Annotated in this window: 16 protein-coding genes; 4 read left to right on the top strand and 12 right to left on the bottom strand. The window is 64.9% G+C overall.

Features of this window, described 5'->3' with window-relative positions; all coding sequences use genetic code 11:
- Window positions 1–13: 13 nt before the first annotated feature.
- The 6 genes from rplW to FB464_RS01170 all read right to left on the bottom strand — a co-directional run bounded on the left by rplW (window position 14) and on the right by FB464_RS01170 (window position 4324).
- Window positions 14–313, bottom strand: coding sequence for a 50S ribosomal protein L23 (gene rplW, locus FB464_RS01195; protein WP_104242458.1), 300 nt, complete (start codon window positions 311–313; stop codon window positions 14–16).
- Complete coding sequence (rplD, locus tag FB464_RS01190) at window positions 310–978, bottom strand: 50S ribosomal protein L4 (RefSeq protein WP_116415478.1); 669 nt, start codon at window positions 976–978, stop codon at window positions 310–312. Before rplD ends, rplW begins: the two co-directional genes overlap by 4 nt.
- 3 nt (window positions 979–981) lie before the next feature.
- A complete protein-coding gene (gene rplC / locus FB464_RS01185; protein WP_116415479.1) occupies window positions 982–1641 on the bottom strand; it encodes a 50S ribosomal protein L3 in 660 nt (219 codons plus the stop codon).
- Between the two features lie 10 nt (window positions 1642–1651).
- Window positions 1652–1960, bottom strand: a complete 309-nt coding sequence (gene rpsJ, locus FB464_RS01180) for a 30S ribosomal protein S10 (RefSeq protein WP_104242452.1) — start codon at window positions 1958–1960, stop codon at window positions 1652–1654.
- 334 nt (window positions 1961–2294) lie between these two features.
- Window positions 2295–3272: an NAD-dependent epimerase/dehydratase family protein gene (locus FB464_RS01175; RefSeq protein WP_170151945.1), complete on the bottom strand. Its 978-nt coding sequence runs from the start codon at window positions 3270–3272 to the stop codon at window positions 2295–2297.
- Between the two features lie 2 nt (window positions 3273–3274).
- Complete coding sequence (locus tag FB464_RS01170; protein ID WP_116415481.1) at window positions 3275–4324, bottom strand: glycosyltransferase; 1050 nt, start codon at window positions 4322–4324, stop codon at window positions 3275–3277.
- A 14-nt stretch (window positions 4325–4338) separates the two neighbouring features.
- Between FB464_RS01170 and FB464_RS01165 the strand changes: the two genes are divergently transcribed.
- Together FB464_RS01165 and FB464_RS01160 are read left to right on the top strand one after the other, a co-directional pair.
- Window positions 4339–4791, top strand: a complete 453-nt coding sequence (locus FB464_RS01165; RefSeq protein ID WP_116415482.1) for a GtrA family protein — start codon at window positions 4339–4341, stop codon at window positions 4789–4791.
- Complete coding sequence (locus FB464_RS01160) at window positions 4788–7076, top strand: hypothetical protein (protein ID WP_116415483.1); 2289 nt, start codon at window positions 4788–4790, stop codon at window positions 7074–7076. Before FB464_RS01165 ends, FB464_RS01160 begins: the two co-directional genes overlap by 4 nt.
- Here the strand turns inward: FB464_RS01160 and FB464_RS01155 are convergent.
- Entirely contained in the window at window positions 7066–8283 is a 1218-nt protein-coding gene (locus FB464_RS01155; protein WP_116415484.1) for an MFS transporter, read from the bottom strand. The two genes, FB464_RS01160 and FB464_RS01155, sit on opposite strands and share 11 nt — an antisense overlap.
- A 63-nt stretch (window positions 8284–8346) precedes the next feature.
- On the opposite strand from FB464_RS01155, the gene FB464_RS01150 reads away from it, so the two are divergent.
- Window positions 8347–8829, top strand: a complete 483-nt coding sequence (locus FB464_RS01150) for a winged helix-turn-helix transcriptional regulator (protein WP_116415485.1) — start codon at window positions 8347–8349, stop codon at window positions 8827–8829.
- A 21-nt stretch (window positions 8830–8850) separates the two neighbouring features.
- On the opposite strand, the gene FB464_RS01145 is transcribed toward FB464_RS01150, so the two are convergent.
- Complete coding sequence (locus tag FB464_RS01145; protein WP_142206577.1) at window positions 8851–9609, bottom strand: hypothetical protein; 759 nt, start codon at window positions 9607–9609, stop codon at window positions 8851–8853.
- A 160-nt stretch (window positions 9610–9769) separates the two neighbouring features.
- Between FB464_RS01145 and FB464_RS01140 the strand changes: the two genes are divergently transcribed.
- Window positions 9770–10099 (top strand): hypothetical protein, encoded by a 330-nt coding sequence (locus FB464_RS01140; protein ID WP_142206576.1) that lies wholly within the window; start codon window positions 9770–9772, stop codon window positions 10097–10099.
- A 13-nt stretch (window positions 10100–10112) separates the two neighbouring features.
- Here the strand turns inward: FB464_RS01140 and FB464_RS01135 are convergent, their stop codons facing one another.
- From FB464_RS01135 to fusA, 4 genes are all read right to left on the bottom strand, one after another.
- Window positions 10113–11084, bottom strand: coding sequence for a DNA topoisomerase IB (locus FB464_RS01135; RefSeq protein ID WP_116415487.1), 972 nt, complete (start codon window positions 11082–11084; stop codon window positions 10113–10115).
- A gap of 9 nt (window positions 11085–11093) precedes the next feature.
- Window positions 11094–11612: a hypothetical protein gene (locus FB464_RS01130; RefSeq protein WP_116415488.1), complete on the bottom strand. Its 519-nt coding sequence runs from the start codon at window positions 11610–11612 to the stop codon at window positions 11094–11096.
- Between the two features lie 131 nt (window positions 11613–11743).
- Complete coding sequence (gene tuf, locus FB464_RS01125; protein WP_116415489.1) at window positions 11744–12934, bottom strand: elongation factor Tu; 1191 nt, start codon at window positions 12932–12934, stop codon at window positions 11744–11746.
- A gap of 116 nt (window positions 12935–13050) precedes the next feature.
- Complete coding sequence (fusA, locus tag FB464_RS01120; protein ID WP_116415490.1) at window positions 13051–15168, bottom strand: elongation factor G; 2118 nt, start codon at window positions 15166–15168, stop codon at window positions 13051–13053.
- Window positions 15169–15173: the final 5 nt, after the last annotated feature.

The following is a 15173-nucleotide window of genomic DNA, read 5'->3' as shown; positions in this document are numbered from 1 at the left end:
TCTGGATTCCGACTCAGCCAACAGCCGTGAAGATGTCGATGGTTCCGGACTTCAGGGTGACAATGGCACGCTTGGTGTCTTTGCGCTTACCCAGGCCGAACTTGGTGCGACGGGTCTTGCCGATCTTGTTCATCGTGTTCACCGAAGCGACCTGGACGTTGAAGATCTTCTCGATCGCCAGCTTGATCTCGGTCTTGTTCGACGTGGGAGCCACGATGAACGTGTACTTTCCCTCGTCGATCAGGCCGTAGCTCTTCTCGGAGACGACCGGCGAGATGATGATGTCGCGGGGGTCCTTGTTGTTGCCGCTCATGCTGCAACCTCCTCAGTGGTCTTCTTGGTCTTCGAGGCGATGAAGCCGTCGATGGCGCCCTTGGTGAAGACGATGTCGTCGCTCACCAGGACGTCGTAGGCGTTGAGCTGGTCGTAGGTCAGGACGTGCACCTCGGGGACGTTCCGCACGCTCTTCACGGCGATGTCGTCACCGCGCTCGACGACGACGAGGACGTGCTTGGACGTCGCGATCTTCGTCAGGAGCTCGATGGCCGTCTTGGTCGACGGAACCGGGCCGAGCGTCAGAGAGTCGACGACGTGGACGCGGCTGCCGCGGGCGCGGTCCGAGAGAGAACCGAGCAGAGCTGCCGCGATCATCTTCTTCGGGGTGCGCTGGTCGTAGCTGCGCGGGGTCGGCCCGTGCACGATGCCACCACCGGTCATCTGGGGAGCACGGATCGAGCCTTGGCGGGCGCGACCGGTTCCCTTCTGCTTGAACGGCTTGCGGCCGGCACCGGAGACCTCGCCGCGGCCCTTGACCTTGTGCGTGCCCTGGCGTGCGGCAGCGAGCTGCGCGACGACGACCTGGTGGATGAGCGGCACGTTGGTGGCGACATCGAAGAGCTCGGCGGGGAGCTCGACGGTGCCGGCCTTGTTGCCCTTGGCGTCGATGATGTCGACAGTGGTGATGTTCGCGTCAGTCATGGACTACGCCCCCTTCACTGCGGTGCGGACGAATACGAGACGGCCACGGCCGCCGGGAACGGCGCCCTTGACGAGGATGAGGTTCTTCTCGGCATCGACCGAGTGGACCACGAGGTTCAGCACAGTGACGCGCTCGCCACCCATGCGACCGGCCATGCGCATGCCCTTGAAGACACGGCTGGGGGTCGAGGAGGCTCCGATGGAACCGGGCTTGCGGTGGTTGCGGTGCGAACCGTGCGAGGAGGAGACACCCTTGAAGTTGTGACGCTTCATGACACCGGCGAAACCCTTGCCCTTGCTGGTGCCGACGACGTCGACCTTCTTGCCGGCCTCGAACACGCCGTCGACAGTGAGTTCCTGTCCGATCGTGTACTCGGCGGCGTCAGCGGTGCGGATCTCGGTGACGTGACGGCGAGGCGTGACGCCGGCCTTGTCGAAGTGACCGGTCTCGGGCTTGTTCACCTTGCGGGGATCGATCTGGCCCGCGGCGATCTGGACGGCTTCGTAGCCGTCCACCTCGGGCGTGCGGATCTGGGTCACGACGTTCGGGGTGACCTGGACGACGGTGACGGGGATGAGACGGTTGTTCTCGTCCCACACCTGGGTCATGCCGAGCTTGATGCCGAGCAGGCCCTTGGAGGTCTTGGTTGATGTAGTAGCCATGTCGTCGCTCCTACAGCTTGATCTCGATGTTGACATCGGCCGGGAGGTCGAGGCGCATCAGCGAGTCGACAGCCTTGGGCGTCGGGTCGATGATGTCGATGAGGCGCTTGTGCGTGCGCTTCTCGAAGTGCTCGAAGCTGTCCTTGTACTTGTGGGGCGAACGGATGACTGCGATCACGTTCTTCTCGGTCGGCAGCGGCACGGGGCCGACCACGGTTGCTCCTGCGCGAGTGACTGTGTCGACGATCTTGCGCGCCGAGCTGTCGATGACCTCGTGGTCATACGACTTAAGTCGAATGCGGATCTTCTGTCCCGCCATGTGTGACTCATCTCTCTTGTCTTGCGTCTTACGCTCGGGAGATTGTCCCTCGTCGCATTGGACGCGATTATCACTCTTGTTCTGTCAAGACCCGCCAGGACGCACAGCGAAGCGCTGGGTTTCTGAGAGGGTATTTCAAGCCGTGTCCTGCTACCCGCGGCCTAGCCCTACAAGATCGAGGATCTATAGCTATGCACTGCCTGGTAGTGATGCGGGCACACTTCCACCCGTATTACTGAACTAGAAGAGTCTGCCACACGGAATGGCCTCGTGCAACCCGGGCGTGTCGCGACGGCGTGTCGCGTCGTTACTGGGGAAGAGCGCCCCTCACCCGTCACTCCGTCGCTGTCGTCGAGAGCTGCTTCCGGGCCGACATGTCCAGTAGGGTCGCGCGTATCCCCACACAGAGCGGGGTGAGTTGGCGCCGGTCGAGTTCAGGCCAGAAGGTCGATGAGAGACGCAGATCCAGAGGCTGCAGCGACGCCTGTGGGGATGACCCCAGCGCGACATGGGGACGACGTCTGGCCAATTGCCGGAAACTCCCGAGCAGCGCTGCGACGGATGTACCAGCCCCACTCGCGAGGATTTTCGTGCCGTGCACGGGTTCGCCCGTGGCGATCGCCTCCCGCCGCGCCCTCTCGAGGCTGTCGCAGACCAGCAGCGCACAGTCGTCGACAAAGAGATAGTCCCGCACGGTGTCAAGGGGAACGAAGATCGACGCAGGGCGCGGGGAGAGCTGGGCGAGAGCGAGATGAGAGATCAGCCCCTGCGGTTTGCTGAGTTTCTGGCCGGGACCATAGAGGTTGGCGATCCGGCCGACCACAGTCGAGACCCCAGCTGTGGCGGCGGACTCCTCGAGCCAGGCTTCCATCCGGAGCTTCGCGCGGCCGTAGGCGGCGAGGGGCGCGGGCACGCTCTGTTCCGTGAAGGGCGGGCCCTCCGACCCGGCGTACACACCACCGGCCGAGGAAGCCAGGAAAACGACTCCGCGGTGGCCCATACCCTCGGCTTCGACTGCCGCGAGAACAGTGGCGAGTGCGGACTCGAACACGCTGGCTTCGAGCGCGAGCCCCTCTTCTCCGCTCGCCACGACACCCGCGCCGGCAACCCAGATGAATGCCCACTCCGAATCGGCCCCCGATACCGCCTCACCGAAGCGGCGCGCGAGTCGCGCGACTGTTGGCACGATCGCCGGTGTGTCCGACCACGGCAGTGACTCAGCCGCGAAGAGTGTCCACTGCGGCCTGCGGGCGACCTCCCGCAGGACCGCCTGGCCGAGCAGGCCGTGCGCGCCCACCACCCATGCCAGCACGACTACCCGCCACCCCGGTTGGCCTCGCGCAGGGATGTCGCGCTGATTCTGCCGAGCGGCCCATTCAGCGGGTCTCCCGTGATCAGGTAGGGAGGTTTGCCCATGGCCATGTTGACGCTCACACCGACATATTCCGCGATGATCCCCAGCGAGATGAGAATGGCACCTATGCCGAACAGCAGCACGACGATGGTCGAAGTCCATCCTTCCGGGACGGCGTTCGACACGACCCTCCCGACGAGGAGCACAATCGCGACAATCGTTCCGACCAGAGCGAACCCCGCCCCCAGCACACTCACCGCCCGCAGCGCACGGGTGCCGCTCGAGAGGATCATCCGCCAGAAGTGCGAGAAGAGGCCGGGGATCGAGTAGCCCGACCGCCGGGTCGACCCTTCCCTCAGGAGAACGTCGGTGGTGGCGACGGATGCGGAGAGCCAGCCCACGGCGACATCGAAGTAGACCCCCGATCCCGCATAGGCGGCGACACTTCGACCGGTACTCCCCAGCATCAGCCGGAAGCTGTTGAAGTGCGTCGTGCGGGTGCCGGAGAGCTGCGCGAGCGCGAACTTCGCCAGCCGCGATGCGGTGTTCCGGACTGCTCCGTGGGGAGGCGGGTTCGTGGGTCGCGCGTAGACGACAGCCACCTGCTCGTCGATCGCCGTGTCGAGCAGCCGGGGAACATCGGCCGGATCGTGTTGACCGTCTTCGTCGAGGGTCACGATCCAGTCACCGCCCGAGGAGGCCACACCGGCCAACGTGGCCGGGTGCTGGCCGAAGTTGCGACTGAGCCAGACGGTGCGGACGAACGGATGGGACGCCTCGAGCTGGCGCATGACGCGAGCCGAATCATCAGGGCCGCAGTCATTCACCAGCACCACCTCGGTGACACGGAACGGATGGCCCTCGGGTGATCGCTGCGCGCGCGTGAGCGGCTCGATCTCTTCGATGAGCAGAGCGAGCGTGCGCTCGCCCTGGTAGACGGGGATGACGATCGAAACCGTGTGTTCGGGGAAGGCCGTGTGCTCGGGAGGAGGAGGTTGGAGAGCAGCCATAAAATGAGGATACCATGTTAATGAGCAATGCTTATCTTGCTCGATCGTGCGAGAGAGAGAGCCCAGTGAAACGCCTACTGCAAGCGGAGCCCGTTCGCTTCCTTCTCGTGGGCGCTGTGAACACGGCGCTGGGCTTCGCCCTCTTCACCGCGCTGTGGCTCTCGATCGGCAACCGGATCGGCTATCTCGCGTGCCTCTACCTGTCGTACGCCGGCGCGATCATCGTGGCGTACCTGCTCTATCGCCGGTTCGTGTTCCGCTCGGCAGATCGGGGCGCCCTGCCGTTCCTGCGGTTCTCCTCCGTCTACGTCGTCTCTCTCGCGATCAACACCGTTGCGCTGCCCGCCCTGGTGATCGGCTTCGAACTGCAGCCCCTCATCGCCCAGGCTGCGGCCGTGGTGGTCACCACAGCGTGCAGCTATCTCGGTCACAGGTTCTTCACCTTCCGCGCACAGAAAACGAAATGAAATCCATGCCCTTCCCCGCACCTTCCCCAGCTCCCTCCCGCACGCGAGAACTGGGCCTGTATGCGACGGTCGTCGCTGTCACCCTCGTCGTCATCGCCGTGACGCTGAGGCTCTGGCACATCGATCTGCGCGTCCCGCTGAACTACGACGGGGATGCACTGCTCATCTCCTCGCACTTCAAGACCATCATCGAGACCGGGTGGTACCTCGAGCAGCCCCTGCTCGGAGCACCCAGCGGGCAGGAGTATTTCGACTGGAAGATCGCGGACAACCTCGGGATGTTCTTCGGTCTTCTGATGAGGCCGTTCACCTCCGACTTCGGCGTGGTGCAGAACCTGTACTACCTGGTCGGATACCCGCTCGCCGCCGTCACGGCGACCTGGCTGCTGCGCCGGGTGGGGGTCTCACGGCCGATGACCGCAGCGCTGGCCGTGCTGTTCGCGATCGCGCCGTACCATTTCGTGCGCGCCGAGGCCCACATGTGGCTGGCCTCCTACTACCCGATCCCCCTGGCCATCGGAGTCGTCTACGCGATCATTCGCGGCCGACCGATCTGGGCATGGAAGACAGGCGGTCTTCACCTGGGCCGGCTGCGGATCCCGCCCGCCGTCGGCACCGCGGCGATTCTCCTGCTCGTGTCGGTCTCCAACTCCTACTACGCCTTCATCACCCTCCTGCTGATCGCCATCTCCGGGGTGTTCACGATCCTGCGCACGCGCGCCTACCGGCGATTCTTCGGCGCAGTCGGCGCCGGAGTCGTTGTGGCCGGAACGCTGGCGGCCGGTCTCATCCCGTCGACTCTCTACGCTCTCATCAACGGCACGAACTCCTCTGCCGTGTTGAGGCTGCCGATAGAGGCGGAACTGTATTCGTTCAAGTTCACCCAGCTCCTCCTTCCCGCCCCCCAGCACCGTGTGGCAGCGTTCCGCGCCCTGCGTAACTACTACGACAGCGTCTACGGCTCCCCCGCGGAGACACCGTCGCTGGGTCTGGTCGCGGCGGCGGGGTTCCTGGCGCTCCTCGGTTGCGCGTTCCTTCTCCTGGTGTCGTTCGGCCGCCGACGCCCTCTGATCGCCGACGGCCTCATCTCGAAGACTGCAGCCCTGTCCTTCCTCACCATCGTGTGCTTCCTGTTCGGCACCGTCGGAGGCTTCGGCACGATCATCTCGTTCTTCACCAGCGATCTCCGGGGCTGGAACCGGATCTCGATCTTCATAGCCGCGCTTGCACTCGCTGGCTTCGGGCTCCTGGCAGATGCCTGCCTCCGAAAGCTCTCCGGCGGGCTGGCCGCGTCAACCGGCCAGAGGACGCTCTGGGTCAGCGTGCTCGGAGCATCGCTTGTTCTGCTCGTGGGAGTGTGGGACCAGACCGGACCCCTGCTGATTCCCAACTACGCCTCACTGAACGCCAGCTATCAGGCCGACCAGGCGATGGCCGACGAGATCGAGGCCGCCACCTCGCCCACGGCGATGATCCTGCAGCTTCCCTACCATCCGTTCCCTGAATCCATGAGCGCGCAGGGTGTGCTGGACTCCAACCAGTTGAGGCCCTACCTGCACTCGCACACCCTCCGGTTCTCGGGTGGAGGGGTGAAGGGTCGCCCGGCCTCCGACTGGGTCCAGGCCGTCGAACGGTTGTCTGCGCGAGACGTCATCACCACTGCGGTCGCCGCCGGATTCTCCGGCATCTTCATCGACAGCGCCGATCTCTCCCCCACCGGCACGACCCTCGCATCCCAACTGCAGGCCGAACTCGGGTCGCCTACAGTCACGAGCCCCGACGGCCGCTACCGGTTCTACACCCTCGCATCGGCCGCCACAGCGCTCCGCACCGAAGCGGACGAGTCCGCCTTGAGCCGAATCGGCGAGATCGCCGTGTCGCCGGTCATCGCGCAGTTCCTGCCCAGGTTCGATTCCTACACAGGCCTGCAATTGCTGCAGCCCTACAAGCCGCGAATCTCGCTGGACAACGATCGGACGGAGCCCGTGGAGGTGCGCCTGAAGTTCACTCTCTCGTACACGGTCGGTGCTGCATCCATCACTGCAACCCTGCCCGACGGAAGCCGGACCTCCCTGGCCGCAAGCTCCGGCGGGACAGCCCAGGAGCTCACCGTGACCGTTCCTCCCGGAGTGACCGACGTGTCCTTCACCGCCACCGAGGGTGCGCCAGTCGTTCGCTCGGGATACAGCCCGGGGCCGGTCATCGCCTCGAACATCGAAGTCCTGGATGTCGAACTGGGCCGCCTGCTCGAGGGCACAGCACCGGTCGCTCCAGCTAAGGGGTGATGAGCTCGCGGGCGCGCACCCGGAGCCGCCAGTCCCGCACAGCGAGCACGCCGACGGCGAGGGCCAGCACACCGACGATCGGGGAGACGATGTCAACGGATGCGGCCAGTCCGAGGCCGGTTGCCAGGACTCCCGCCCCGACCGCCGTCACGGCTTGGAACAAGTACGAGAAGAGGTAGAGCGCCGAGAGGGTTGCGCCCCTGTGCTTCGGCTCGGTCGCTCTGGCAATCAGCGCAAGACCACCCATGAAGACGAGTGAATATCCGACTCCGCCGACGACGCACCACAGCAGGAAGAGGGCGATGGATCCCGACGAGGCGCATAACTCGAGCAGCACGAGGCCGGCGATCGACACGATGGAGCCGACGACCACTGCGACGTGGGAGTGGATGCGCTGCAGCACGATCGCGGTCGCGCCGATCATCACCGACGAGATCGCGAGGAGCGCCCCGATCACAAGCAGGTTCGTGGCGCCGGTGAGTTCGCGCGCGATGGAGGCACCGAGGGAGAGGAAGACCGCGCCCACCGAGTAGGCCAGCGAGACGGCGAGCGTGGAGACGACGAAAACCCGGAGCGCGGGGCGGGGCACGTGCAGCGCCTGCGGGCGCCAGGGGGCGGGCCGGGCATCCAGAGCCTGCCGGGGCATCGCGAGCACGGCGACGAACACGACGCCGCTCAGCACCACAAGCACCCAGTAGGTGAGCTGTTCGGGCAGGGGCGCGTACTGCGCGAGCGTTCCCGAGACGAGGAGCGCGAGCGTGAGGCCGAGGGCGGTGGATGCCGCGGTCAGCGAGCTCGCGAGCCGGGGGTTCGACGAGGTGTTGTTCTCGACGAGCGAAGCGCTGGCCGCCCCGATCGCGAGCCCCGCGCCGGCGCCCTGGAGCGCCCGTCCGATGTAGAGCCACGAGACGTCGGGCGCGAGCGCGAACACCACGCCCGAGACGAGGATCAGCGCCACGCCCATCAGCATGGCCCGGCGTCGCCCGACCGTGTCGGAGATGCTGCCGAACACGAGAAGCACGGCCAGGAGCACAACCGGATAGGTCGCGAAGATGGTGGTGATCACCACGGAGGAGAGCTGCCACTCGGCCGCATAGGTCGGGTAGAGCACACTGGGCGCTCCACTCGCCCACAGGCAGAGGGCGAGCACAGCTGCGGAGGCCCAGAAGGAGCCGCGCCGGGAGAACCTGCGGAATCGAGTGGTCATGACCCCACCCTACAGCCCTGAATTGGAATTGCAGATCTAGGTGGGAGGATCTACGCTGGCAGGGTGACCACTTCGGCGAAGACACCGGCGCAACCCCTCAAGGAGCACGCCTGCTCCATCCACCGCAGCCTCGACATCGTGGGTGAGAGGTGGTCGCTGCTGATCATCCGGAACGCCTTCCGGGGCCAGACGAAGTTCTCGGAGTTCCGCGACTCGCTCGGCGCGCCGAGCGACATCCTCACTGCCCGGCTTGCGACCCTCGTCGACGCCGGTGTGCTCGAACGGCGCGCCTACCGCGAGCCGGGAGCCCGGGAGCGGTCGAGCTATCACCTGACGCCTCAGGGGCTCGCCCTGAAGACGGTCCTTGTGGCACTGCAGGAATGGGGTGACGCATACACCCCCTGGCCAGCGGGACGCGTGTCACTCGTCGAACGGTCGGACACCCACTCGCCGGTAAGCCTGGCGTTCGTCGACGAGGCCGGGGCCACGGTGCCCGCAGACGACGTGCGGCTCGTGCCGGGCCCCGCCGCCCGCGCCACGTGGTGAACGGTTAGACGCCGCCGGCCTTCAGCCTTCCAGCGACAGGTCGATCTCCGCGACCAGAGATGGTCCCAGCCGAAGTGCGGCCGCGCGCCGTGCGGTCGCCACCCAGTCGTGGCTCCACGGTTCCACGATCACCACTCTGCCTTTCGCCATTGCCCATGCAATACAGACAGCAGCTACGGAGACACCCAGATCGGTTGCGACCCGTCCGAATGCTCCCGTCTTCGGCACATGACGAGGCACGGTCATCGCGACGACGTGACCACTCTGCTCCACGAGGTCGGCAACTCGACAGTCTGCAGACCATCTGCCGCAGCCCACCCTGATCAAAGACGGCCTCCAGCCTTCGTCGATTCCTTCAAGCAGTTCGGGGAGCGGGAATTCACCGGTGACCCTGAGTCCCAGTGACGCAGCCCCGACCGCCTTCGCTCGCGTGCCGAACTCCTCCCACCGGGATCGAGAGCTCTCAGCCGCAAGGGAATCGAGTTCCATCGTCAGCAGATCGAGTGAATAGTCACGCCTGTCCTCCGATCGTCGCGACGGATGACCGTTCGTCATCGCTGCGCTCGACCCGAGGAGGAAGAGGCCCGCTCTCTTCACGCGCCCGAGAGCCAGCGCATCTGCCACCGCACGACCACCTTCCCACGGGGAGGACAGATCAATGAGCGTGATGTCGAACCGTGTTGCGGTCTCCACAAGTCGCCAGCCCAGCAACTGAGCGCTGAAACCGATTCCGAGCTGGGGAATGCGCATACCATCAGGCAGTGTCAACTCCGGAATCATGTATGTGATTATTGCTCATCGCGTGTCGTGTCGGTAGCCTCGAGGAACAATGAACCTTCGGCTCTGGCAGTGGATGCATGATTGCACCATCTCCCTGTCCGAAGAAGACCTGGCGACTCGCACGCGATCGTTCCTCGTCGATTGCGCCTGGGAGATGGGGATGGCTGCCCCGCTTCGCCACTGCCGCCTGGAACTGCGGAGCGTCTCGCTGTGTCGACTGAGTATCGCAAACGACGGAGAAGTTTCGTTCGTCGAGTCCGACTTCATCGCCGGACACGAATTCACCGTTCTGACCGCCGCGCTCGACGACGACGAGATTACTCTGCGAGTGACCGGCGACGTGGAGCTCGACGGCGTGCGACACGGATTCGGGTTGCTCGAACTGATCTACGACCACGACTACGTCATGGCGCCTCCTCGCGATTCCCTGCCGTCAGCCGAACTGGTCACACTGCTCGACAAGGCGGCGGCGCGCCACTGGGCGGACTGAGTCCGTCAGAGGCTCACTCGAAGAGGAGGGCGCGGAGCTCCGACTCCGCTGACGCGAGGCGGGTCGGATCGATCGTCAGGCCCTCGGTGTACTTGTCGACGAGACGCGGGTCGACGTAGCTGGTCTTCGCAATCGTGGGGGTGTTGCTGAGCACCGCCGCGGCGTCCCGCATGCTCTGGGCGAGCGCGCGCTTGCGCTTGTACTCTGTCGGTTGCGGTCCCGCCTTCGCGAGACTGATCGCGGCGGCCAGGGTGCCGTGCAGTGTGCGGAAGTCCTTCGCAGTGAAGTCCCCGCCGGTCTGCTCCTTCACATACGAGTTGATCTCGAGGGCACCGAGCGGATGCCAGCGTCCCCGCTCATCCCGGAAAGCCAGCAGATGAGCGTTCGGGCCCCGACGCTTCAGCGCTGAGACGATGCGCGCCAGTTCGGCGTCACGGATGTCCGAATCCCACGCCTGCCCACTCTTCGCCGGGAATGCGAGGTGCACGACATCGTCCCGTACAACCACATGCGCGCAGAGGAGGGTCGAGAGGCCGTAGCTGCCGTGCTCTTCGGCGTACCTCTCACTCCCCACCCGGAGCGAGCCCTGGTCGAGCATCCGGAATGCCGCAGCGGCCGCCCGCTCACGGTCTGGATGCTCGTGCCGGAGATGCATCGTCACCTTCCGCCGCGCGGGCGGCAGCGACTCGGCGAGGCTGAGGGCCCTGTCGAACTTGATACGGTCCTTCTGCTCGCGCCAGGTCGGATGGTAGATGTACTGGCGGCGCCCAGCAGCGTCGGTCCCGGTGGCCTGGATGTGGCCGTTCGCGTGCGGCGCGATCCAGACATCCGTCCAGGCCGGCGGAATGGCGAGGTGCTCGATACGAGCGCGCAGCTCCGGATCCCGCAGCGTGGTGCCATCGACATCCTGGTAAGTGAACCCCCTGCCGGCCCGGAGCCGTCGCAGCCCCCGCCCGCTCGAATCGCTGCGCCGCAACCTGACCATCCCCCGACCCTACCCCGGCCCTCCAGATTCTCCCGAGGGATTGACGACCGTGCTGAGCGCTGCGATGCAGCGGTCCAGTGAACGGGCAGAGTCGACTCCGCCTGCTCCAGTACGCGCGTGTTTGACGATCACGAGAGGAGCGTCGGGAAAACCGTAACGTGCCGTGTCGACGCGGATCTCGTGCAACGTGATCCCAACCAGCCGGTCATCGTCAACGACATCCGTGAAGGTCACAGCAACGACCACCCGGCGAAATCGCCGTGCCCGAAGCATCCTCAGCAACAAGGCGGACCTCGGCGTAGTCCCGATGGCAGCGCTGACAACCAGCAGCGCAATTTCCGCGCGATATTCCCCGGCGGCGAGCCCGCGTACGACATCGTCATAGGCCCAGGTATCCACCAGCACCACGTTCGCGATGCTCCGTTCCGCAAGGCGGACCCGCAGCGCTGTCGCCACTGTGGTCGCACCGTGGTCATGATCTCCCAGCGCAAGAACGGAAATCAGCTCCGCGCTGACATTATCTGACATTCCATCAGTTTATGACTCAAAAAGAAGGGCCGCACCCCCGGAGGAGTGCGGCCCTTCTGTGCTGTGCTAGGTGTCGCCTGAATGGCGAACCGTAGAGGTGTCGCCCGAAGGGCGAACCATTTACACAGGTGCTACTTGGTGACCTTGGTCACCGTGCCGGCGCCGACGGTGCGGCCACCTTCACGGATGGCGAAGCCGAGGCCCTCCTCCATCGCGATGGGCTGGATGAGCTCAACGCTGATGTCGGTGGTGTCGCCGGGCATGACCATCTCGGTGCCCTCGGGCAGCGTGATGACGCCGGTGACGTCGGTGGTGCGGAAGTAGAACTGCGGACGGTAGTTCGTGTAGAACGGGTTGTGACGGCCACCCTCATCCTTCGACAGGATGTAGGCGGTGCCCTCGAAGCCGGTGTGCGGGGTAACCGAACCGGGCTTGACGACGACCTGGCCACGCTCGACGTCTTCGCGCTTGGTGCCACGGAGAAGCAGACCACAGTTCTCGCCGGCCCACGCCTCGTCGAGCTGCTTGTGGAACATCTCGATACCCGTGACCGTGGTCTTCTGCGTCGGGCGGATGCCGACGATCTCGACCTCGGAGTTGATGGCGAGGGTTCCGCGCTCTGCACGGCCGGTGACGACGGTTCCACGACCGGTGATCGTGAAGACGTCCTCGATGGGCATGAGGAACGGCTTGTCCTTGTCGCGGATCGGGTCGGGGATGGAAGCGTCGACCGCGTCCATCAGCTCTTCGATCGACTTGGTCCACTCGGGGTCGCCCTCGAGAGCCTTGAGCGCCGACACGCGGATGACCGGTGCGTTGTCGCCGTCGAAGTTCTGGCTCGAGAGGAGCTCACGAACCTCGAGCTCGACGAGCTCCAGGATCTCTTCGTCGTCGACAGCGTCAGCCTTGTTCAGGGCGACGAGCAGGTACGGGACGCCGACCTGGCGGGCGAGCAGCACGTGCTCACGCGTCTGGGCCATCGGACCGTCAGTGGCGGCGACGACGAGGATCGCGCCATCCATCTGAGCTGCACCGGTGATCATGTTCTTGATGTAGTCAGCGTGACCCGGGGCGTCGACGTGCGCGTAGTGGCGCTTCTCGGTCTCGTACTCGATGTGCGAGATGTTGATCGTGATACCGCGCTGCTTCTCTTCGGGCGCAGAGTCAATCTGGTCGAAGTTGAAGGTCTTGTTGTACGCCGGGTACTTGTCAGCCAGAACCTTGGAAATGGCCGCGGTGAGCGTGGTCTTTCCGTGGTCGACGTGACCGATTGTTCCGACGTTTACGTGCGGCTTAGTCCGCTCGAACTTGGCCTTGGCCACTGGGTCCTCCTCAGGACTCTCATGCTGAGCGGCCGATCGAGTGTGTCGACCGGCTGCTCAGCGGGGTGTTGATTAGTTATGTTACTAGGCCCGGGAGGGGCCGGCAGGCAAGAGTGTTACTCGCCCTTGTTCTTCTGGATGATCTCGTCGGCAACTGCCTTCGGGACCTCCGCGTAGCTGTCGAACGTCATCGAGTACACCGCGCGGCCCGAGGTCTTGGACCTCAGGTCGCCGACGTAACCGAACATTTCGCTCAGCGGGACGTTAGCACGGATGACCTTCACGCCGGTGGCATCCTCCATGGACTGGATCTGGCCACGACGGGAGTTCAGGTCGCCGATGACGTCGCCCATGTACTCCTCGGGCGTACGCACCTCGACGGCCATCAGCGGCTCGAGGAGAACGGGGCTCGCCTTGCGAGCCGCCTCCTTGAACGCCATGGTGCCGGCGATCTTGAACGCCATCTCCGAGGAGTCGACGTCGTGCGCAGCGCCGTCGAGCAGGATGCCCTTGACGCCCACCATCGGGTAACCGGCGAGCACGCCGACAGCCATGGCTGCCTGCATTCCCTGGTCGACCGAGGGGATGTACTCGCGCGGCACGCGGCCACCGGACACCTTGTTCTCGAACTCGTAGACCTTCTCCGCGGTCACCTCGAGAGGCTCGATGGAGATCTGGATCTTCGCGAACTGGCCCGATCCACCCGTCTGCTTCTTGTGGGTGTAGTCGTGCTTGTCGACCGTGCGACGGATCGTCTCACGGTAGGCCACCTGGGGCTTGCCCACGTTGGCCTCGACGTTGAACTCACGACGCATGCGGTCGACCAGGATGTCGAGGTGGAGCTCGCCCATCCCCTTGATGACGGTCTGGCCGGTGTCCTGGTTCTGCTCGGTGCGGAAGGTCGGGTCCTCTTCGGCCAGCTTCTGGATGGCCAGGCCCAACTTCTCCTGGTCAGCCTTCGTCTTCGGCTCGATCGCGACCTCGATCACGGGCTCCGGGAAGGTCATCGACTCGAGCACGACCGGGTGCGCCGGGTCGGCCAGGGTGTCACCGGTGGTGGTGTCCTTCAGGCCGATGACCGCGTAGATGTGACCGGCCGTCACGGACGGGACCGGGTTCTCCTTGTTGGCGTGCATCTGGAAGATCTTGCCGATGCGCTCCTTCTTGCCCTTGGTCGCGTTGATGATCTGCGCACCCGAGTCGACATGACCCGAGTAGACGCGGATGTAGGTCAGGCGACCGAAGAACGGGTGGACCGCGACCTTGAACGCCAGAGCGGCGAACGGGTCGGTCGAGTTCGCGCCGCGCGAGATGATGATCTCCTCGTCGCGCACGTCGTGTCCTTCGACACTCGGCACGTCGAGCGGGCTCGGCAGGTAGTCGACGACAGCGTCCAGCATGGGCTGCACGCCACGGTTCTTGAACGCGGAGCCGCAGAGAACCGGGTAGATCTCGCTGTTGACGGTGAGCTTGCGGATCGCAGCCTTGATCTCGGCGACCGAGAAGTCGACATCTCCGGAGAGGTAGCGCTCGAGCAGCTCGTCGCTGGTCTCGGCGACGACCTCGATCAGCTTCTCGCGGTACTCCGCTGCCTGCTCGGCGAGGTCTGCCGGGATCTCCTCGATCTCGTACTTCGCACCGAGCTCGACGTCACCCTTGGAGTCGCCGCGCCAGGTGAGTGCACGCATCTCGACCAGGTCGACGACACCCTCGAAGCTCGACTCAGCACCGATGGGGAGCTGGATGACGAGCGGGCGGGCGCCGAGGCGCTTGACGATCGTGTCGACGGTGAAGTAGAAGTCGGCGCCCAGCTTGTCCATCTTGTTGACGAAGCAGATACGGGGCACGTCGTACTTGTCGGCCTGGCGCCAGACGGTCTCCGACTGGGGCTCGACGCCCTCCTTGCCGTCGAAGACGGCAACAGCACCGTCGAGCACGCGGAGCGAACGCTCCACCTCGACCGTGAAGTCCACGTGGCCGGGGGTGTCGATGATGTTGATCTGGTTGTTGTTCCAGAAGCACGTGGTGGCAGCGGACGTGATCGTGATGCCACGTTCCTGCTCCTGCGCCATCCAGTCCATGGTGGCTGCACCGTCGTGCACTTCGCCGATCTTGTGGGTGATACCCGTGTAGAACAGGATGCGCTCGGTAGTGGTGGTCTTGCCGGCATCGATGTGGGCCATGATGCCGATGTTGCGGACCTTGTTCAGGTCGGTAAGCACGTCCTGTGCCACGGATT

The sequence above is a fragment of the Subtercola boreus genome (genome assembly GCF_006716115.1).
Lineage (GTDB): Bacteria > Actinomycetota > Actinomycetes > Actinomycetales > Microbacteriaceae > Subtercola > Subtercola boreus.
Note: the sequence above shows the minus strand (reverse complement) of the source record. Positions and strands in the feature narration are given on the sequence as shown.